This is a genomic window from Mesorhizobium sp. M0051 (genome assembly GCF_040323235.1).
Taxonomy (GTDB): Bacteria; Pseudomonadota; Alphaproteobacteria; order Rhizobiales; family Rhizobiaceae; genus Mesorhizobium.
On the sequence record NZ_JAMYUT010000019.1, the window covers coordinates 80,102 to 99,321 of the forward strand.

The 19,220-nt window shown below is 62.4% G+C and carries 17 protein-coding genes; 4 read left to right on the forward strand and 13 right to left on the reverse strand.

Annotated features, from left to right (window positions below):
* Positions 1-41: 41 nt before the first annotated feature.
* From NKJ90_RS20085 to NKJ90_RS20120, 8 genes are all read right to left on the reverse strand, one after another.
* Positions 42-3,203 carry an efflux RND transporter permease subunit gene (locus NKJ90_RS20085; protein ID WP_352486646.1) on the reverse strand — a complete coding sequence of 1,054 codons (3,162 nt, stop codon included), beginning with the start codon at positions 3,201-3,203 and terminating at the stop codon, positions 42-44.
* Entirely contained in the window at positions 3,200-4,474 is a 1,275-nt protein-coding gene (locus NKJ90_RS20090; protein ID WP_023757094.1) for an efflux RND transporter periplasmic adaptor subunit, read from the reverse strand. The genes NKJ90_RS20085 and NKJ90_RS20090 overlap by 4 nt, the downstream gene beginning before the upstream one ends.
* Before the next feature lie 219 nt (positions 4,475-4,693).
* A complete protein-coding gene (locus tag NKJ90_RS20095; RefSeq protein ID WP_023757093.1) occupies positions 4,694-5,014 on the reverse strand; it encodes an addiction module antidote protein in 321 nt (106 codons plus the stop codon).
* Positions 5,014-5,301 (reverse strand): type II toxin-antitoxin system RelE/ParE family toxin, encoded by a 288-nt coding sequence (locus NKJ90_RS20100; RefSeq protein WP_023757092.1) that lies wholly within the window; start codon positions 5,299-5,301, stop codon positions 5,014-5,016. Before NKJ90_RS20100 ends, NKJ90_RS20095 begins: the two co-directional genes overlap by 1 nt.
* A gap of 67 nt (positions 5,302-5,368) precedes the next feature.
* Positions 5,369-5,965 (reverse strand): LysE family translocator, encoded by a 597-nt coding sequence (locus NKJ90_RS20105; protein ID WP_023757091.1) that lies wholly within the window; start codon positions 5,963-5,965, stop codon positions 5,369-5,371.
* Positions 5,966-6,078: 113 nt separating this feature from the next.
* Entirely contained in the window at positions 6,079-6,651 is a 573-nt protein-coding gene (gene ilvN, locus NKJ90_RS20110; protein WP_023757090.1) for an acetolactate synthase small subunit, read from the reverse strand.
* An 84-nt stretch (positions 6,652-6,735) separates the two neighbouring features.
* Positions 6,736-8,517, reverse strand: a complete 1,782-nt coding sequence (locus NKJ90_RS20115; RefSeq protein ID WP_084025073.1) for an acetolactate synthase 3 large subunit — start codon at positions 8,515-8,517, stop codon at positions 6,736-6,738.
* 257 nt (positions 8,518-8,774) lie between these two features.
* A complete protein-coding gene (locus NKJ90_RS20120) occupies positions 8,775-9,992 on the reverse strand; it encodes a DUF6600 domain-containing protein (protein ID WP_245266385.1) in 1,218 nt (405 codons plus the stop codon).
* 360 nt (positions 9,993-10,352) lie between these two features.
* On the opposite strand from NKJ90_RS20120, the gene NKJ90_RS20125 reads away from it, so the two are divergent.
* A complete protein-coding gene (locus tag NKJ90_RS20125; protein ID WP_023757087.1) occupies positions 10,353-12,155 on the forward strand; it encodes an NAD(P)/FAD-dependent oxidoreductase in 1,803 nt (600 codons plus the stop codon).
* A gap of 74 nt (positions 12,156-12,229) precedes the next feature.
* On the opposite strand, the gene NKJ90_RS20130 is transcribed toward NKJ90_RS20125, so the two are convergent.
* From NKJ90_RS20130 to NKJ90_RS20140, 3 genes are read right to left on the reverse strand one after another with little or no spacing between them, the layout of a single operon-like run.
* Positions 12,230-12,757: a GNAT family N-acetyltransferase gene (locus NKJ90_RS20130; protein ID WP_023757086.1), complete on the reverse strand. Its 528-nt coding sequence runs from the start codon at positions 12,755-12,757 to the stop codon at positions 12,230-12,232.
* A 44-nt stretch (positions 12,758-12,801) separates the two neighbouring features.
* Positions 12,802-13,110: a hypothetical protein gene (locus NKJ90_RS20135; RefSeq protein WP_023757085.1), complete on the reverse strand. Its 309-nt coding sequence runs from the start codon at positions 13,108-13,110 to the stop codon at positions 12,802-12,804.
* Positions 13,111-13,114: 4 nt separating this feature from the next.
* On the reverse strand, positions 13,115-13,678 hold the full coding sequence (locus NKJ90_RS20140) for an XRE family transcriptional regulator (RefSeq protein WP_023757084.1): 564 nt from the start codon (positions 13,676-13,678) through the stop codon (positions 13,115-13,117).
* A 155-nt stretch (positions 13,679-13,833) separates the two neighbouring features.
* On the opposite strand from NKJ90_RS20140, the gene NKJ90_RS20145 reads away from it, so the two are divergent.
* Positions 13,834-15,666: an ATP-binding protein gene (locus NKJ90_RS20145; RefSeq protein ID WP_023757083.1), complete on the forward strand. Its 1,833-nt coding sequence runs from the start codon at positions 13,834-13,836 to the stop codon at positions 15,664-15,666.
* 224 nt (positions 15,667-15,890) lie between these two features.
* On the opposite strand, the gene NKJ90_RS20150 is transcribed toward NKJ90_RS20145, so the two are convergent.
* Positions 15,891-16,682 (reverse strand): GGDEF domain-containing protein, encoded by a 792-nt coding sequence (locus NKJ90_RS20150; protein ID WP_023757082.1) that lies wholly within the window; start codon positions 16,680-16,682, stop codon positions 15,891-15,893.
* Positions 16,683-16,812: 130 nt separating this feature from the next.
* Entirely contained in the window at positions 16,813-17,757 is a 945-nt protein-coding gene (miaA, locus tag NKJ90_RS20155) for a tRNA (adenosine(37)-N6)-dimethylallyltransferase MiaA (RefSeq protein WP_352486649.1), read from the reverse strand.
* Between miaA and serB the strand changes: the two genes are divergently transcribed.
* Both serB and NKJ90_RS20165 read left to right on the forward strand, forming a co-directional pair.
* The gene (serB, locus tag NKJ90_RS20160; protein WP_023757081.1) at positions 17,747-18,634 is read left to right on the forward strand and encodes a phosphoserine phosphatase SerB; all 888 of its coding nucleotides are present in this window, start codon (positions 17,747-17,749) and stop codon (positions 18,632-18,634) included. The two genes, miaA and serB, sit on opposite strands and share 11 nt — an antisense overlap.
* Positions 18,631-19,206: a GNAT family N-acetyltransferase gene (locus NKJ90_RS20165; protein WP_023757080.1), complete on the forward strand. Its 576-nt coding sequence runs from the start codon at positions 18,631-18,633 to the stop codon at positions 19,204-19,206. The genes serB and NKJ90_RS20165 overlap by 4 nt, the downstream gene beginning before the upstream one ends.
* Positions 19,207-19,220 lie beyond the last annotated feature (14 nt).

Below are 19,220 nucleotides of genomic sequence, written 5' to 3' on the forward strand. Positions count from 1 at the left end.
AACGCCTTGGGCCAGCGGCACATGGCGCTGGCCCTGCTACATCATTCGGCGGCCGCCCGCTGCGGTTCGGGCAGCATTTCCTGCTTGGCATCGAGTGGCGAGGGCTGGTCGACGTCTTCGACCGCGCTCCGATCGCCCTTGCGCTTCGACCAAAGCCCGACCAGCCAGCCCGAGAAATTCTCCATGTAGACATAGATCACCGGGGTCACGAACAGGGTCAGCGCCTGCGAGGCGAGCAAACCACCGACAACGGCAACGCCTAGCGGCTGGCGCAACTCGGCGCTGGCGCCGGTGCCCAGCGCGATCGGGAAGGTTCCCATCAGTGCCGCCAGCGTCGTCATCATGATCGGCCTGAACCGCATCAGGCAGGCCTTGTGGATGGATTCCTTCGCGGACATGCCATCACGTCGGAGCTCGAGCGCGACGTCGACCATCATGATGCCGTTCTTCTTGACGATGCCGATCAGCATCAGGATGCCGATCACCGCGATGACAGACAGATCCATGCCGGCGAAGCGCAAGGCAACGACGGCACCCAGCACAGCCGACGGCAGGCCGGTGAGAATCGTGAGCGGGTGGATGAAGCTCTCGTACAGGATGCCGAGCACGATATAGATGGTCAGGATCGCGCCGCCGACCAGAAGACCCTGGTTGGCTAGTGAGTCCTGGAAGGTCTTGGCCGTGCCGGCAAAGGTTGTCGAGATCGCCGTCGGCATGCCGATCTGCTCTTTGAGCGCGTCGATGCGCGCTACGCTGTCACCCAGCGCCACGCCCTGCGGCAGGTTATAGGAGATCGTCACCGCCGGAAGCTGGCCGAGCTGGTTGACGGTCAAGGCGCCTGCCGTGCGATCGACCCGGGCGAAGGCGCCAAGCGGAACCAGATTGCCGCTCGCCGTCCTCATCTGGATGGCGAGCATCCGCTCCGGCGACCATTCGATCTTGGGATCGAGCTCCGTGACGACTTCGTAGCTGTCGGCCGAACCGAAGATCGTTGAAACCTGATCGGTGCCGAAGCCGCCATAAAGGGCGGAGCGCAGCGTGGCAGTATCGATGCCGAGCTGGGCGGCCTTATCGCGATCCACCACCAGCGTCGCCTGCAATGCATTGTTCTGCAGGTCGCTGGTGACATCGGTGAAGTTCGTATGGTCGGCCGCCATCGCGTCATTCAGTTTCTGCGCCCAGGTGTCGGTTAGTCCGGTATCGAGCCCTTGAACCACGAGCTGGTAGGCGCTGGCCGACGACCGTGCGCCCAGCCTCAGGTTCTGCACCGGTTGCATGTAGGTCTCGATACCCGCCACGCCGGCCAGTTGCTTGCGCAGATCCGAAAGGACCTTGTCGATATCGGGACGCTGGTCCTTGCCCTTGAGCTGGACGAAGAGTTGCCCCTGGTTGAGCGCATTGTTGCCGCTGCCCGCCGACCACGCCACATGGTCGACATAGGGCGAATGCGAGAAGACGCTGGCGACCTGCCCTTGCAGCTTGGACATGGCGTCGAACGAGATGTCCTGACGCGCGATGGTGGTCACCGATATCTGGCCGATATCCTCCTGCGGGAAGAAGCCCTTCGGCGAGGCCTCGATCAGCCACACCGAGGCTGCCGCGGTTCCCATGAAGACGAGGAACACCAGGAAGGTGTGCCTCAGGCAGAAACTCAAGATCCGGTCGTAGCCGCGTGTAATGAGGTCCCGTTTATGGCCAGGGCCATGCTTGTCGCGGTCCGCCTTGCTGACCGACAGCAGGCGCGAGCACAGCATCGGCGTCAGCGTCAGCGATACGAACATCGACGCCAGGATGGCGACCGTCACCACGACGGCGAACTCGTTGAAGATGCGGCCGATAACGCCGCCCATCAGCAGCACCGGGATGAACACGGCCACCAGCGAGATCGAGATCGAGATGATGGTGAAGCCAATTTCGCGCGCGCCCTTCAGCGACGCATCGAAGGCCGACAACCCATCCTCCTCCATGTGGCGGAAGATGTTTTCCAGCATCACGATGGCGTCGTCGACGACAAGGCCGACCGCCAGCGTCAAGCCCATCAGCGATATGTTGTCGATGGAAAAGCCGAACAGGAACATCGCGCCAAGCGTGGCAATCAGCGAAATCGGCACCGCCACGGCCGGGATGATGGTTGCCGTCACCCGGCGCAGGAACACGAAGATCACCATCACCACCAGCGCTATGGTCAACAGCAGCGTGAACTGCACGTCGTCGACGGCCTGGCGTATCGAGGTCGAGCGATCGTTGAGCAGCTTGATCGAGGCAGCGCCCGGCATCTGGTCCTGGAAGGACGGCAGCATCGCCTTGACCTTGTCGACGACGTCGACCGTGTTGGCGTCGGGCTGGCGCTGCACCGCCATGATGATCGCGCGGGTGCCATCGTACCAACTTGCGGTCGTGGTCGTCTGCACCGAATCGACGACGCGCGTCACCTCGCCCAGCCGCACCGGGTGACCGTTTTTGGTGGCGATGATGATGTTGGAGAAACCGGCCGCGTCATTGAGCTGCGTGTTGGCGGTGATCGTGAGCTGCTGCTTGTCGTTCTGGAGCACGCCGAGCGGCGTGTTGCTGTTGGCGGACGCGATCGCCGCCTGCAGCTGATCGATCGAGATGCCGCGCGCGGCAAGCGCGGTCGGGTCGATCTGGATGCGAACGGCGTATTTCTGCTGGCCGAAGATCGAAACTTGAGCCACCCCGTCGATGGTCGACAGCGACGGCGAGATGACGTTTTCCGCGAACGCGTCGAGATCGGTCAGTGGAACCGTGTCGCTGACCAGCGACATCAAAAGAATGGGCGCGTCGGCCGGATTGACTTTGCGATAGCTCGGCGGCGACGTCATCTGCGGCGGCAGGGATCTTTGCGTCCGCGCGATCGCCGCCTGCACGTCCGCGGCGGCGGCGTCGATGTCCCGATTAAGCACGAACTGGATGGCGATCGAGGTCGAGCCAAGCGAGTTGCTGGTCGAGATCGAATCGATGCCCGCGATGGTGGCGAACTGCTTGATCAGGGGCGTCGCCACCGATGTGGCCATGGTTTCCGGAGAGGCGCCGGGCAGCGAAGCCGAGACGTTGACCACTGGGAATTCGGCACTCGGAAGTGCTGCCACCGGCAGGAATTTGTAAGCGAACAGACCGCCCAGCACGAGGGCGAACGACATCAGAAGGGTGGCGACAGGCCGGCGTATGCAAAATTCGGAGATCATCGAGCCGCCTCGCCGGCCTTGGCCGCCTCGGCCACCTTGGGCGCGGCAGCACCCGCCGCGGCGTTGCCTTCATGCACAGCGGCGCCGTCCTTCAGCTTCGTCTGGCCTTCGGTGACAACTTTCTCACCGCTTTTCAGCCCTTGGCTGATGGCGCTGTTCTCGCCTTCGGTCAGCGCCACCTGCACCGGGCGCATTTCGACGGTGCTGTCCGGCTTGACGACATAGACGAACGGCCCCTTCTGGCTAGGCTGGACCGCTACCGTGGGAACGGAGGTCATCCGCGGCATGATGCCGGCATCGAGCACGACATTCACATACTGGCCCGGCCACAGCGAAAGGTCGGCATTCGGAATGCTTGCCCGCGTGGCGATCGTGCCCGACGCGGTGTCGACGCTTGAATCAACGAAATCGAGCGTGCCCTTGCCGATCGGCGTCGGGTCGCCGTCCTTGGTCAGCGTCACTGCCCCTTGCTGCGGATTTGCGAGTGCCTTGTGCAGCAGCGCCAGGTTGCTCTCAGGAAGATTGAAGTTGACCTGCAGCGGGTCCATCTGGGTGATGGTCACCAGCGGAGTGGCCGTGCTGCTGTTGCCATTGCTGGTGGTGACGAGGTCGCCGACGGTGACGTTGACCGCACCCAGCCTGCCGGCAATCGGCGCCGTGATCGTGGCAAAGCCAAGCTGGACGTTGTCGGCGTCGATCGTCGCCTTGTCGGCATCGACGGTCGCCGCGGCAGCCTTCGCCGCAGCGACTGCCTGGTCATAGGTCTGCTGCGTGCCGGCCTGCTTGGCGACCAGGTCTTTGGCGCGCTGCAGATCGGACTGCGAGCTGGCGAGCATTGCCTGGTCCTTGGCGAGCGCCGCCTGGTCCTTGGCCAGTTGCGCCTTCAGCGCCCGGTCATCAAGCGAAAACAGAACGTCGCCAACCCTGACCATCTGCCCGTCCTTGACGTCGATCGAGACGATCTGGCTGGAGACCCGCGCATTGATGCTGACGACGGCTGGAGAGGAGACGAAACCGATCGCGTAACGCCGGATCGGGAAATCGGCGGTGGAGGCGACGGCCGAGAGGATCGAGGCCGAGCGGGCGCCACTGCCGCCACCTGCCGACTTGTCCCCCGCCGCCGGCTTGTCGGTTGCCGGTTTGTCCGCCGCCGCGACCTGCTTTGCGCCGGTAAGTTGCTGAACTCTGCTCAGCGTGCCCGGAGACAGATAGAGCCAGGCCGCGCCGACACAGGCGACCGCAAGCAATGAAAGAATGACTTTTCCACGCATCGACAAAAGGCCCTCTCTGTCCGACACGCCATAGCCAGGTGGTCGTATTCTAGCGCAACTCACGGCTCATTGCCGCGATTTCGCCGAATACATAGGACACGCCTTTGTCGGAAAAGGGCCAAAACACGGCATTACGAAGATTTAATGTGCACTGCACAATGGATGTGCAACACGGTCGATACGACAATTCAACATGGTGAGGCGATCACACGTGGCGGATTAGCCAGCGAGGCGCGCCTCGGCATAATTGTCCTTTGGTGCAGCTTCGGCCGTCAACCTGAGCCCGAGCGCCTTCATGACGCCGAGCAGGGTTGAAAGCTTAGGATCGCCCTTGTCGCTCAGCGCCTTGTATAGCGCCTCACGTGTGACGCCGGCGTCCTTGGCAATGGATGTCATGCCCCGAGCCCTGGCCACGTTGCCGAGCGCATGGGTGATAATGGCAGGATCGCCGTCTTCGAAGGCCGCCTCGATATAGGCAAAGATCGCCTCCTCGCTGTCGAGAAATTCGGAAGCGTCCCATTTGGTGGTTTCGATGGTCATTAGACCTCCTTCGCCATGCTGATGGCTTTCTTGATGTCGGCCTTTTGCGATGACTTATTACCACCGCAGAGCAGAATGATGATCGTGTTGCCTGTCTTGACAAAATAGACGCGATAGCCCGGGCCATAGTCGACCCGCAATTCGCCGATGCCGTCGAAGAACTTGGCATCGCCGAGGTTGCCAAGCTCGACACGATCGATCCGGACCTGAATGCGCGCCTTGGCCCGCATGTCCTTGAGGGATTTGAACCAGTCGGCGAATTCAGCGGTTTTGCGGACTTCGATCACGGGCATTTTGTAATCCACAATTCACATATAGTCAAACGAACGTGAATTGCCGTTCACAGAATTCCCGCTACCTCAGCATCGGCCAGAGCGTCGCCGCCAACAGCACGCCCATGGCGATGTTGAACCATTTCAGCCGCACCGGGTCCGACAGGAAACCGCGCAGCGCGGTGCCGAACCCCGCCCACACCGAGACGCTTGGCAGATTGACGACGGTGAAGGCCACGGCGATCAACACCACCGACAGGAATGGACGCTCAGGATTGGCGTAGACGGCCATGGCGGTGATCGCCATCACCCATGCCTTAGGGTTGACCCACTGGAACGCCGCCGCATCGACGAAGCGCATCGGCCGCGCCTTCACCTCGCCCTTGCCGTTGAGCGAGCGCGACATGGCGATCTTCCAGGCGAGATAGAGCAGATAGACTCCGCCGGCGATCTTCAATCCGATGTGCAGCGCCGGGAAAGCCGTAAGCACCGCACCCAGGCCAAGACCCACGGCGACCAGCAGCACCAGAAAACCGATGCTGATGCCCAGCATGTGTGGAACCGATCTGACGAGGCCGAAATTCACTCCCGATGCCAGAAGCATGAGGTTGTTCGGCCCCGGCGTGATCGAGGTTACGAAAGCGTAGACAAGCAGGGCAAGGAATGCGTCAAGCGACATGATATCCTCCCAGATATGTCAGCATTATTGTCGCTTCGTGAGGGCAGTGCAAAGGCCAGCGGCCGGCTCCTGGTCGAACCAGGCCCCCCGCCGAAACTGTCGATGCGGCGGGCTTACATCGCCTGTGGGCCGCGGTTCAACGCCGCCACGCCGGTGCGGCAGATTTCGACCAGGCCGAGCGGCTTCATGATGGCGATGAACTGATCGATCTTGGAGCCCTTGCCGGTGATCTCGAAGATGAAATGCTCGGTGTTGGCGTCGATGACGCTGGCGCGGAACGCGTCGGCCAGCCGCAGTGCCTCGACGCGGGCCTCGCCGGTACCGGCCACCTTGACCAGCGCCAGTTCGCGCTCCAGCGGCCGCTCCTGGCCGGATTCATGCGAACGCACGGTCAGATCGACGACGCGGTGCACCGGCACGATGCGCTCCAGCTGATGCTTGATCTGCTCTAGCACATGCGGCGTGCCGCGCGTCACGATGGTGATGCGCGACAAGTGCTTCTCATGTTCGGTCTCGGAGACGGTCAGGCTCTCGATGTTGTAGCCGCGCCCTGAAAACAGGCCGATGACCCGGGCAAGCACGCCCGGCTCGTTGTCGACCAGCACGGAAAGCGTGTGGTTTTCCGGCTTTTCGGTTTCCTTGGCGATGAAATAGGCGGAACCGGTCGGTTGTAGCTGTGCGTTCATGACATGAATCTCGATTTCAAGCTCTTGGATCTAATGCTCTGTTTGCGCACGGCTTCTTGCGACAGCCCTGCCCGGGTCTGCCGGCTACACCAGTTCCCTGCCTCTGGCGTCGATGGCGTTGGCCACCGCCTCGTCGGTCGCCTCGTCGGGCAGCAGCATCTCGTTGTGCGCCTTGCCCGACGGGATCATCGGGAAGCAGTTGGCGAGCGTCGCCACGCGGCAATCGAACAGCACCGGCTTCCTGACCGAGATCATCTCCCTGATCGCGTCGTCCAACTCATCCGGCTTCTCGCAACGGATGCCGTGCCCGCCATAGGCCTCCGCCAGCTTGACGAAGTCCGGCATCGCCTCGGTATAGGAATGGGACAGGCGATTGCCGTGCAGCAGCTGCTGCCATTGCCGCACCATGCCCATATACTGGTTGTTCAAGATGAAGATCTTGATCGGCGCGTCGTGCTGCACGGCGGCGCTCATTTCCTGCATCGTCATCTGCACCGAGGCATCGCCGGCGATGTCGATGACCAACGCGTCGGGATGCGCGATCTGCACGCCGAGTGCCGCCGGCAGGCCGTAACCCATAGTGCCCAGCCCGCCTGACGTCATCCAGCGGTTCGGCTTCTCGAAATGATAGTGCTGCGCCGCCCACATCTGGTGCTGGCCGACCTCGGTGGTGATGTAGGTGTCCATGCCCTTGGTCAGTTCATAGAGCCGCTCGATGGCGTATTGCGGCATGATCACGTCGTTGTTCATCTTGTAGGCGAGCGAGTCGCGCGCGCGCCATTTGGCGATCTGCTCCCACCAGGGATAGAGCGCCTTCTTGTCGGCCTTGGCGCTCGCCCGCCACAGCCGCACCATGTCCTCCAGCACCCGGCCGACATCGCCGATGATCGGCACCTCGGTGTGGACATTCTTGTTGATCGACGACGGATCGATGTCGATGTGGATCTTCTTCGAGTTCGGCGAAAACGCGGTCAGCCGCCCGGTGATACGGTCGTCGAACCGAGCGCCGATGCAGATCATCACGTCGCAATCATGCATGGCCATATTGGCTTCATAGGTGCCGTGCATGCCCAGCATGCCCATCCAGTTCTTGCCCGATGCCGGATAGGCGCCGAGGCCCATCAGCGTCGAGGTGATCGGAAAACCGGTGAGATCGACCAGCTCGCGCAGCAGATGGCTTGCTTCCGGGCCGGAATTGATGACACCGCCGCCGCTATAGATGATCGGCTTCTTGGCGCCGGCCATCAGCTCGACCGCCGCCTTGATCTTGTCCAGGTCGCCCTGGACCTTCGGCTGGTAGCTGGTGCGCGGCGCGATCTGCGGCGGGACGTAGAACCCCTTGGCGAACTGCACATCCTTCGGGATGTCGACGACGACCGGACCGGGGCGGCCGGTGGTCGCGACATGGAAAGCCTCGTGGATGGTCGCGGCGAGTTCGTTGACGTCCTTCACCAGCCAGTTGTGCTTGGTGCAGGGGCGCGTGATGCCGACCGTATCGCATTCCTGAAAAGCGTCGGAGCCGATCAGCGAGGTCGGCACCTGCCCGGTCAGGCAGACCAGCGGGATCGAATCCATCAAGGCGTCCTGCAGCGGCGTCACCGCATTGGTAGCGCCGGGACCGGAAGTCACCAGCATCACGCCGGCCCTGCCGGTCGAGCGCGCGTAGCCTTCCGCCGCATGGCCGGCGCCCTGCTCGTGGCGCACCAGGATGTGCTCGACCTCGTCCTGCTGAAAGATCTCGTCATAGATCGGAAGGACAGCGCCACCCGGATAGCCGAAGACGTGCTTGACGCCATTGTCCTTCAGCGCCTGCACCACCATTTCGGCGCCTGTCATCTCGCGCCGCTCGTTCTTTCCGTTGCTCATCGGTCTTGTCCCGTACTGTCCGCCGTCAGGCGATTGCTGGTCGTTTAGTCGTGTTTCAGGCAATAAAAAAGGCTCCCGAGGGAGCCTGTGTCTGCGCATGGGGGGTTTTCGCCCGGCGGTTACACCGCCTTGCCCATGCGCTTTCCTACGAGAATGAGTGCCGTCTTCATGGTGGCGGACACTAAGGGCGGGAAAGGCAGCCTGTCAACGGGAAAAATCGCGCAGGGACGTGCAGTGTGCCGGCGCGATTGCGGTGATCAGCCCGGCGCCTTGCAGCGGGAAACGCGCGGATCGCATTTGGACACCTTCCTGGCCTGCATCTTTGCCGGTGGACGGTGAGGCGCCGCCTTGGCCGGACCATGGTGCTGGGACATGCGCATGGCCAGTGCCTGCTGGTGCGGCCTTTGCGGCCCGGCCCCGCGTGTCAGGCGCTGGCTAGAAACCGACTTGGACGAAGCCGGGTTGGGCGGCGATTTTACAACGATGCGCCCATTGCCGGAGGTTTTGTCGGCATGGGCCTTGAGCGCATCGGCCTTCGCACGGTTGCGGGCGGCCATCCGCTTGCGCACGGTGTCACCCTGATTGCCCGCTGCCACCGCGGCCGGAGAAAGGGCCTTGTCGCCGATCGACGTCTTGGAGCCATGGCCCACCACAGTTTGCCCGTTTCCATTGGGTGCCGTGGCGACGGGCGTTCCATTGCCGGCCAGCCTCTTGATCTCCGCGCCCTTGGAAGCATCGAGCCTTCCACTGGCAAACACCCCTTTGGGAGGTGGAACCACTTTTGCCGCCCTGATCGATTCGATGACGGGCTTCGGCAATTGCTGCAGCCTGGGCCCGGCATTGATCGCAACGACCTGATTGCCGAGCCGCACACGCGGCGCGTTGTTGACCACGACAGTCTGATTGATGATCGTCGTGTTGCGTACGATGACGACGTTTTCCTGAACCGGCCGCACCACCCTGACCAGATCGACCGCGCCGATCGCCGCCACCGGCACGAAACACCACCAGGCATCGTCGAAGGCGACGTCGACATCGGGCGGCGCCGGCGCCCAGCCGACATCGTTGCCGCCCTGGCGCCAGACCACCCAGGCTGGTGCCCATTGATCGCCGGCTATCCACACCCAGCCGAAATCTGGATCATAGGCCCAACGGCCGTAGTGATAGACGACATCGCCAAACGGCTCGGTGGATTGCCAGTACCAGCCGTCGTCGGTCCAGACCCAGTGACCTTCGGTGTAGGGCCGCCATTCGGTACGGACTGTCGGAACCCAGACATCGCCGAAGCGCGCGGAGGTTCGCCATCCGCCATAGTTTGAAAGCCTTTCGCGGATGGTAACGGAAATTTCCGCCGCGTGAGCCTGAGTTCCGGGCAGTACCAGCGGGCTGGTCAAGGTCGCGCTCATGGCCATGACCAGAGCCATGGCAGCGACGCGTCCGCGCCGGCCGATAAAATGAACTGAAAATGCTTGCATAACGGGCTCCAGAGTTCCGCATCCAGAAAATCCGCGGGAACCGACCTGTTGCCCGCCACCGCTTCCCGGCTTCTCACCGATCGGTTGTCGTCAGCCCCGGTGACCGCATTGCGGCATATGACCATCAATTTTGCGCGACGGGCGTGGCATTGTCCCGACGTTCGGAATCGGAGCGTCCGTTCCCAACAGCTGGGTGTTCCAAAACCGCTTGGTGATCTCAATTTCCGGGTAAGCCATTGAAACCGCTGAAAACTATGGTGGGGCGTGACGAGGGCCACTATCTTTGCCGATACTTGATTGTTCGGCCGGCACGTCGGGCTGAGCCATCATGACGATCTGGATTTCACGGGAGGAACCCTGATGCTCGATAAGGCCCCAAACAAGAAACTGTCCGACCTGCTCGATCAATTCGGCGCCGCCCTGGCCGCCAATGACATCGAGAAAGCGATCGATTGCTTTCAGGAGGATTGCTATTGGCGCGACCTCGTCACCTTCACCTGGAACATCAAGACCATGGAAGGCCGCGACCAGGTCCGCGACATGCTGAAAAGCCAGCTGTCGAAAACCAAGCCGTCACACTTTGCCATCGCCAACGGCGAGGATGCGACCGAGAGCGGAGGGCTGATCGAGGGCTGGATCAGCTTCGAGACGGAAGTTGCACGCGGTTTCGGTCATGTCAGGCTGAAGAACGGCAAGATCTGGACGCTGCTGACCACGATGGTCGAGCTGAAGGGCCACGAGGAGCCGGCGGGCTTCGCGCGGCCGATGGGCGCCAAACATGGCTCGGGCAAGAACCGTCCGACATGGAAGGAAGAGCGCGAAAAGGAGGCCGCCGAACTCGGCTTCAAGACGCAGCCCTATACGGTCATCATCGGCGGCGGCCAGGGCGGCATCGCGCTCGGCGCGCGGCTGCGGCAACTGGGCGTGCCGACGATCATCATCGAGAAGAACGAGCGCGCCGGCGACAGCTGGCGCAAGCGCTACAAGTCGCTCTGCCTGCATGACCCGGTCTGGTACGACCATCTGCCCTATATCGACTTCCCCAAGAACTGGCCGGTTTTCTCGCCCAAGGACAAGATCGGCGACTGGCTGGAAATGTACACCAAGGTGATGGAGCTGAATTACTGGTCCTCGACCGAGGCCAAAAGCGCTTCCTATGACGACAAGAAGAAGGAATGGACCGTCGTCGTCCACCGCGACGGCAAGGACATCACGCTGAGGCCGAAGCAACTGGTGCTGGCGACCGGACAGTCCGGCAAGGCCAATCTGCCGAAATTCAAGGGCATGGAGACCTTCAAGGGGGATCAGCATCACTCCTCGAAGCATCCCGGGCCCGACGCCTATGTCGGCAAAAAGGCGGTTGTCATCGGATCCAACAATTCCGCCCATGACATCGCCGCGGCACTTTGGGAAGCCGGCGCCGACGTCACCATGGTGCAGCGCTCGACCACCCACATCTCCAGATCCGACACGCTGATGGAAATCGGGCTGGGTTCGCTCTATTCGGAGCAGGCGGTCCAGAACGGCATCACCACGGCCAAGGCCGACCTGATCTTTGCTTCGCTGCCCTACAAGATCCTGCACGAGTTCCAGATCCCGGCCTATGCCGAGATGAAGAAACGCGACGCGGCGTTCTACGAGGGACTGAAAAACGCAGGTTTCATGCTTGACTGGGGCGACGACGAATCCGGCCTGTTCATGAAGTATCTGAGGCGCGGCTCTGGCTACTACATCGATGTCGGCGCATCACAGCTGATCATCGATGGTTCGATCAAGCTGATGAGCGGCGTAGACGTCGAGGAGATCAAGCAGCATTCTGTTCTGCTCAGCGACGGGTCGGAACTGCCCGCGGACCTCATCGTCTACGCCACCGGCTACGGCTCGATGAACGGCTGGGCCGCCGATCTGATCTCCAGGGACGTCGCCGACAAGGTTGGCAAATGCTGGGGCCTCGGCTCGAACACCACCAAGGATCCCGGCCCGTGGGAAGGCGAGTTGCGTAACATGTGGAAGCCGACGCAACAGGAAGCGCTATGGTTCCATGGCGGCAATTTGCACCAGTCACGCCACTATTCGCAGTTCCTGTCGCTGCAGTTGAAGGCGCGGCACGAAGGCATCGCGACACCGGTCTACGGCCTGCAGCAGGTCCACCACAAGGGCTAATCGACCGCCATTCCAGTTGAGCATCATGAAGGGGGCACGGCTTGCACCCTGCCTCCTTCCTCGATTGGATAACCTTACGAGATTGGCCCGATACGCTTCCAGTAGATGAGCGTGCCCGTCAGCCCGCCATGCGGCTTCAGTGCATAGTCCGGTATCTCGCCGGTCAGCGTGAAGCCGAGCTTTTCGTAGAGCCCTGAAGCGCCCTCGTCAGCGGCCGTATCGAGAACCAGCAGCGTCCGCCCCTTCTCGACGGCAAGGCTCTCGGCCGCCCGCATCAGGCGCGTTCCCACACCCCTGCCCCGGTAGTCGACGCGTGTCATCAGCTTGGCGATCTCGGCCCGGTGCGGCTGGTTGGGCGGGCAGTCGAGCAGCAAGGTTACTGTGCCGACCAGGACCTCGCCGTCCCAGGCGCCAAGCACGGCTCTTTCCCCTCTTTCCGCCGCGGCCAGCGACTTCTCCCAGAATGCCCTGGCTGCCTGCGGCGCCAGTGGATGCATGAAGCTCACCGATCCGCCGGCCGCCACCGTCGCGACCAGCAATTCGGCCAGCTTGTCTTGCGTCTCGGCAGTCGGGGTCAGGGTTCCGATCTCGATGGAGTTCATGCTTATGAGGTCCTGTGGTTTGCGATAGGCGTGGCACATTGCCGTCAGTCCAGGCGGCGCACGCGGCGTCGCTTTCGCGCCGCCTTGATGGCGCTGATGCGTTCGGCGTCTTCGTGCCCGAGATGCCGCCCGCGCTCCAGAATCTCGAGCGTGTACTCCTCATAGGTCAGGCCCAGCCGCTCGGCCCGGTCCATGCGCAGCAGCAGGACCTCGCGGCTCGGCGCCTTCCATGCCTTGGCATGGGCGGCCTGCCAGGCAAGGAAGATATAGGGGTCGCCCTTGCCCCATGGCGGGCCCTTGTACTCATCAAGAGGCGGCCCCCCATTATGGGAGCGCTTTGGTATTCTCGCCATGATGTCAGGCCCTGACCAACGCGACGAGATAGTCGGCACCGCGTTCCAGGGCATGGAAGGTGCAGTCAGACGGCGGCCCGAGCGCCAGGCAATCGCCTGGCTCAAGCCGGTGCACCGTCTCACCTTCGACGAATTCGAGCCGCCCGGAAATCAGCCATATCTGCTGCTTGATGAATGCGTAGGAAGCGGCCGGAAAGCTGACTTTGGCGCCCGCCGGCAGCTGTACCCTGATGAGTTCGAGCGGCATGTCGCCAGCCGGCGACAGGTGCCGTCTGACATAGCCGGTGTCGGGGTCGCGCCACACCGGTTGATCGGCCTCGCGTAGCAGCCCGCCGCCTTGCAACTCCGCGCGCGCGATCAAGGTCGACAGAGTCAGGCCGAAGGCCGCCGCGATGCGCACCAGAAGGGCCGCCGTCGGACTGGTCTTGCCGCGCTCGATCGTGCTCAGCATCGCTTTCGAGACGCCGGAACGCTCCGCAAGCTCGGCCAGGGACCAGTCCCGCATGACCCTTTCGGCGTGTATCCTTCGGCCGATCGTCGAGGAAATATCGTTCGCTATATCATCCATATGTCCATTATAGCGAAATATCTGCGTCGCAAAAGAGGTGCCTCGCGACAATTTTCATGCCGCCATTAAGCCTCTCTACACCATCCGACCTCATCGGGCCTTAACCCCATTCCTGTAGGCTCGATGCTCCAGGGGAAATGGGGATTGGCCTGTCCATGTATGTCGAACGCGCAGCTTCTGTTGGAGAACCGACATCGCAGGAGCGCCGCGACGCCGAGCAGAACGACAGGCGCATCCTGGGCAATGTCGTGCAGTGCGACGGCGCACGCGCCACCATCAGCGCCTATGCGGACGATGTCGACGGCGCGGTGACCGGCCTGTGGACGGTCGGCAAGATGATTTCCATCAATCTCGGGCCCACGCGAACCGTCGGCCTGGTCTACGGGATCGGCAAGTCGGATCGCGCCTGGAGCAATGAGGGCCAGAACGCCATCGAGGTCAGCATCGAGCTGATCGGCGAAGTACGTGATGCAGCAGAGCCCGGCGGCAAGCCGGTCTTCGACCGTGGCATTACCACCTACCCACATATCGGCGCCGTCGCGCACCGCATCCGCACCCGTGACCTGCAGGCTGTCTATGACCTCGCCGGGCGTCATTCGATCACCATCGGTACGCTCGCGCAGGACGAAGCGATTGCCGCCAACATCGCCATCGACGATACGCTGGCGCGTCACTTCGCCATTGTCGGCACCACCGGTGTCGGCAAGTCCACCGCCGTCTCGCTGCTGCTGCGCAAATCGATCGCGGCGCGACCCGACCTGCGCATCCTGATCCTCGACCCGCACAATGAGTTCGCGGCGTCGCTGCCCGAATATTGTGTCAGGGTCGATTCCAAAACCTTGGATCTTCCGTTCTGGATGTTCACGCTGGAGGAATTCGCCGAGGTGCTGTTCCGTGGCCGCGAGACGGAGCCGGAAGAAATCGACGCGTTGCGCGACCTCATCCCGGCCGCCAAGAACCTTTACCGCAATCCGAATTCCGGCGCCTATCTGCGGCGCGGCAACGATGCGCTGACCGCCGATACGCCGGTGCCTTACCGGATCGCCGACCTCCTCAAGCAGATCGACGAGCGGATGGGCATGCTCGAAAGCAAGGCCGATCGCCCGACGCTCAGATCGCTGAAGACTCGCATCGAATCGGCGGCGGCCGACCCACGCTACCGCTTCATGTTCAACTCGCGCCTGATCGAGGACACCATTCACGAAACGATCGGCAACATCTTCCGCGTGCCGCATCATGGCCGCCCGGTGACCTGCTTCGAGATGGCCGGCATGCCGTCCGAAGTGGTCAATTCCGTCTGCTCGGTTCTGGCGCGCCTGGCCTTCGATCTCGCTTTGTGGAGCGAAGGCAAGCTGCAGCTTCTGTTTTTGTGCGAAGAAGCGCACCGCTACATGCCGGCCGATCCGCGCCTCGGCTTCGCGCCGACCAGGCACGCGCTGTCGCGCATCGCCAAGGAAGGCCGCAAATATGGCTGCTATCTTGGCGTCGTCACCCAGCGCCCGGGCGAGCTCGACCCGACCATCCTGTCGCAATGCTCGACCTTCTTCGCCATGCGGCTTGCCAATGAGCAGGACCAGGCGATCATCCGTTCGGCGATTGCCGACTCCTCTGCCTCGACGCTTGCCTTCTTGTCCTCCATGGGCCAGCGCGAAGCCATCGCATTCGGCGAAGGCGTGGCGACGACCATGCGGCTGAAGTTCGAAAAACTGCCGAGCGAGCTGCTCCCGGGCACGGCCAAGCGCGAACAGGCCGCCTCTTCGAAGTCAGGCGACGATGTCGATCTGGTGGCAATCGTCGAACGACTGCGCAACGTGCCGAAACCAACGCAGCAGGCGATGGCCTTCGCGGAAGTCGTCGATTCAGGCCGCCAGGCGGGCGATCCCGACTACCGCAAGCCACCCGCCACTCGCGCGCCATCGGACGACGATTTCGACATGCGCTACGGTCTCAAGCCCGCGACCTTCGGCCTGCGCCCGCAAAACGACTGAGCCTGCGGGCTCTGCTGTTCTGCCGGTTGAGTGAGAACGGCGCCAAGGTTCCAGGGCTCAGCTTCGTTGGCATGCCTGGGTAAATCCCGAAAGAGAATTCATCAGGCCGAGTTGCATGATGTGGCTTTTGAGAAGCCGGAGCGGAACGGACATTTAGTCCGTGAGCACCGGAAGTCGAGAAGGTCGCGTCAGGCGACCGGCCTCATGAATTCTTCTTCGGGATTTTAGGCGCAGACGCGGTTGCGGCCTTGCCTCTTCGCCTCATAGAGCTGGCGGTCTGCCCGGCGATAGAACTCCTCCGCCGTTTCGTTGCGGTCCCAGACGGCAAGCCCAACGCTGGTGGTGATCTTGAGGCGGACATTGCCCGACAGCACCGACATGTTGGCGATCGCCTTGCGGATCCGCTCGGCAAACTTGCCCAGAAGGTCGGCATCCATGTTGGGCGTGACCACGGCGAACTCCTCGCCACCCAAACGCGCCACCACGTCGTGGTAGCGTGTCATATCCTTGAGACAGTTCGCGACGGCCTTGAGCACCTCGTCGCCGACATCATGGCCGTGAGTATCGTTGACCTGCTTGAAATGATCGAGATCCAGGATCATCAGCCCGACTGGTTTTTCGATGCGCCGGAACTCCTCGAGATACTCCTTCAGCGCGTCATCGAAATAGCGCCGGTTCTGCATGCCGGTCAGGCCGTCGGTCAGCGCCGCATGCTCGAAAGTTTCCGAGCGCGCGCTGAGCGAGACCGTCATCGCACGTAGCTTGCCTTCTTCTGTCGCCTGTTTTCGGATCAGCGGGTAGATGAAGAAAATGCCGAAGAACAGCGCGGTGGCCAAAAGCACACCGGTCGCGAACAAAAGCTTGTTGAGATAAATGACCTTGTTCAGACCCGAAGCCGTATGCAACTCGGTGGCGAAGGATTGCAGAAGGCCATAGGCATGCAGCGTCACCAGGCCGGCGGCCAGGATCACGAAGATAAAGACGAAAAATGCTGATTCCGCCTTGTGGAAACGCATCTGCTCCCCGCTGGAAAAGTACCCCACTGACCTTATGGCATGGGAGGGCTTACGGAGGGTTAATTGGGACAACCGCAACGAGAACCTATCCTTGCAGATAAACTTTTTAGGTTGCAATTGAAACAGCCAATCAGATCGTGGTTTCCAGATCATCACCGGGGCGCAATCTCAGCCATTCCGGCCCCAGTTGATGCCTGAACCAGGTCGTTTGCCGCTTGGAATATTGCCTGGTGGCGATCTTGGCGCGTTCGATCGCCTCGGGAAAGCCAATCTCTCCCGCCATCGCGGCCTGCAGTTCACGAACGCCGATCGCCTTCATCGCCGGCAATTGGGGGTCGAGGCCAAGCGCCGATAGTCGTTTGACTTCGTCCAGCGCGCCCTTGTCCAGCATCTGGTCGAAGCGCTTTTCGATGCGGTCGACCAGCGCCGCCCTGTCCGGCTCGATGACGAAGAAATGCGCGGTCTCCCTGTCGATGAGTGGCTGGCCGCGTTCTGCCTGCCATTCCCGGATCGAACGGCCCGATGCGTCGAGCACCTCCAATGCCCGCACGATGCGCTGGCTATCGGTTGGCTTGAGCATCATGGCGGCCGCCGAATCCTCGCGCAGCAGCAGGCTGTGCAGCTTGACGGCGCCCTGCTCCTTCAGTTCGTAGCGCCACCGGTCCCGAACCCGCTGCGGAATATCGGGCATTTCCGAAATGCCCTCGGCCAACGCACGGAAGTAGAGCCCGGTACCGCCGACAAAAATTGCGGGCCGTTCGGAAAGCGCACCGTCGTCGATCAGCTTCATCACGTCGCGCAGCCATGCGCCGGTGGAATAGGCTGTGGCCGGGTGGACATGGCCGTAGAGAAAATGCGGCGCGCGGGCGAGGTCGGCCGCCTCTGGCCGAGCGGTCAGCACATCGAGCACCGAATAGCCTTGCATGGAATCGGCATTGACGATCACGCCGTCCTTGCGCTCGGCCAGATCGAGCGCCAGCGCCGACTTGCCGCTGGCGGTCGGCCCGGCTATCAGGATCGCGTTCTTCACGCGGCCCTCGTCCGCATGTTCGCCGGAATGTTCCATGCCGCTCATCGCCACGCTTGTTTCCCATCCCGCTGACCGCGCCTTGTCGCTGTCGCTTGCGAATATGGCGTCACGGTCAGTCGGCGCAAGCGCTGTTGTCTGGCTTGCCGAAGGAATTGCCTGCGATCTTGTGCTGCCTGAGATTGCTGACGCCGCCGACACGAGTGCCGCCTTGCGCACGGCACTCGCCACCGAGGCGGTCGACGTAATCGTCCAGCAGGCCGAGACCCGCCGCAAAAAGATCCTCATGGCCGACATGGACTCAACCATGATCGACCAGGAATGCATCGACGAGCTGGCCGACGAGATCGGCGTCAAGGATCGTGTCGCCACCATCACCGCGCGATCGATGAACGGCGAGATCGCTTTCGAACCGGCTCTGCGCGAGCGAGTGGCACTGCTGAAAGCCCTCGACGCCGCCGTGGTCGACCGCATCGTCGCCAATCGTCTGACGCTGGCCTCAGGCGGCCGCGCGCTGGTTCAGACCATGCGCGCCAACGGCGCCTGGACGGCACTCGTGTCCGGCGGCTTCGAGGTCTTCACGACGCGAATCGCGGCCATGCTTGGCTTCCACGAGAACCGCGCCAACCGCCTGCTCGAACAGGATGGCCGCTTCACCGGGCTGGTCGGTGAACCGATCCTCGGCCGCGCCGCCAAGGCCGAAGCGCTGATCGAAATTTCAGCGCGCCTTGGTCTGACGCCCTTTGACGTCATCGCCGTCGGCGACGGCGCCAATGATCTCGACATGATCCGCCTGGCCGGCACCGGTGTTGCGCTTCATGCCAAGCCGACGGTGGCGGCACAGGCAAAGGTTCGCATCGACCATGGCGATCTGACCGCATTGCTCTATTTGCAAGGCTACAGGCAGGAAGAGTTTGTGCAATGAAACCAATGCGTACCGAGCGCCTGATCCTGCGCAACTGGGAGGATCGCGACCGTGAACTGTTCCACCGGATCAACTCCGACGAACAGGTGATGGAATTCTTTCCGTTCCGCCACGACCGCGCCGCCACGGATGCCAAGATGGACGAGTGGCGAGGCGTGATCGACCGCGACGGCTATGGCTTTGCCGCCGCCGAGATCATCACCACCGGTGAGTGCATCGGCTTTGTCGGCATCACCGGAACCGACCATATGCCGTTCCTGCCAGCGGGTACCATCGAGATCGGCTGGCGGCTGGCGCCTGAATTCTGGGGCAAGGGCTATGTCACTGAGGCCTCGGAAGCCTGGCTGGACTACGGCTTCGAAACGCTCGGCCTTGGCGAGATCGTCTCCTTTGCCGTCGGGAACAACCGCCGCTCCACAGCCGTCATGGAGCGCCTCGGCATGACTGCCGACCCGTCCGCCGACTTCGACCACCCCGGCATTCCCGCCAGCCAGCCCGCGCTCAAGCGACATGTGTTCTACCGGCTCTCCCGCGCCGCTTGGGAGCAAAGAAGAAAAAGGGCGGCCCGCTAGCCGCCCTTCCATTC

Bases quoted from the DNA above. Each gene is read 5' to 3' on its own strand.
- NKJ90_RS20120 (WP_245266385.1), bottom strand. From the start codon at position 9,992: ATGCAAGCATTTTCAGTTCATTTTATCGGCCGGCGCGGACGCGTCGCT.
- NKJ90_RS20130 (WP_023757086.1), bottom strand. From the start codon at position 12,757: ATGAACTCCATCGAGATCGGAACCCTGACCCCGACTGCCGAGACGCAA.
- NKJ90_RS20105 (WP_023757091.1), bottom strand. From the start codon at position 5,965: ATGTCGCTTGACGCATTCCTTGCCCTGCTTGTCTACGCTTTCGTAACC.
- NKJ90_RS20145 (WP_023757083.1), top strand. From the start codon at position 13,834: ATGTATGTCGAACGCGCAGCTTCTGTTGGAGAACCGACATCGCAGGAG.
- serB (WP_023757081.1), top strand. From the start codon at position 17,747: ATGCCGCTCATCGCCACGCTTGTTTCCCATCCCGCTGACCGCGCCTTG.
- NKJ90_RS20115 (WP_084025073.1), bottom strand. From the start codon at position 8,517: ATGAGCAACGGAAAGAACGAGCGGCGCGAGATGACAGGCGCCGAAATG.
- NKJ90_RS20135 (WP_023757085.1), bottom strand. From the start codon at position 13,110: ATGGCGAGAATACCAAAGCGCTCCCATAATGGGGGGCCGCCTCTTGAT.
- NKJ90_RS20085 (WP_352486646.1), bottom strand. From the start codon at position 3,203: ATGATCTCCGAATTTTGCATACGCCGGCCTGTCGCCACCCTTCTGATG.
- NKJ90_RS20150 (WP_023757082.1), bottom strand. From the start codon at position 16,682: ATGCGTTTCCACAAGGCGGAATCAGCATTTTTCGTCTTTATCTTCGTG.
- NKJ90_RS20095 (WP_023757093.1), bottom strand. From the start codon at position 5,014: ATGACCATCGAAACCACCAAATGGGACGCTTCCGAATTTCTCGACAGC.
- NKJ90_RS20125 (WP_023757087.1), top strand. From the start codon at position 10,353: ATGCTCGATAAGGCCCCAAACAAGAAACTGTCCGACCTGCTCGATCAA.
- miaA (WP_352486649.1), bottom strand. From the start codon at position 17,757: ATGAGCGGCATGGAACATTCCGGCGAACATGCGGACGAGGGCCGCGTG.
- NKJ90_RS20165 (WP_023757080.1), top strand. From the start codon at position 18,631: ATGAAACCAATGCGTACCGAGCGCCTGATCCTGCGCAACTGGGAGGAT.
- ilvN (WP_023757090.1), bottom strand. From the start codon at position 6,651: ATGAACGCACAGCTACAACCGACCGGTTCCGCCTATTTCATCGCCAAG.
- NKJ90_RS20140 (WP_023757084.1), bottom strand. From the start codon at position 13,678: ATGGATGATATAGCGAACGATATTTCCTCGACGATCGGCCGAAGGATA.
- NKJ90_RS20090 (WP_023757094.1), bottom strand. From the start codon at position 4,474: ATGCGTGGAAAAGTCATTCTTTCATTGCTTGCGGTCGCCTGTGTCGGC.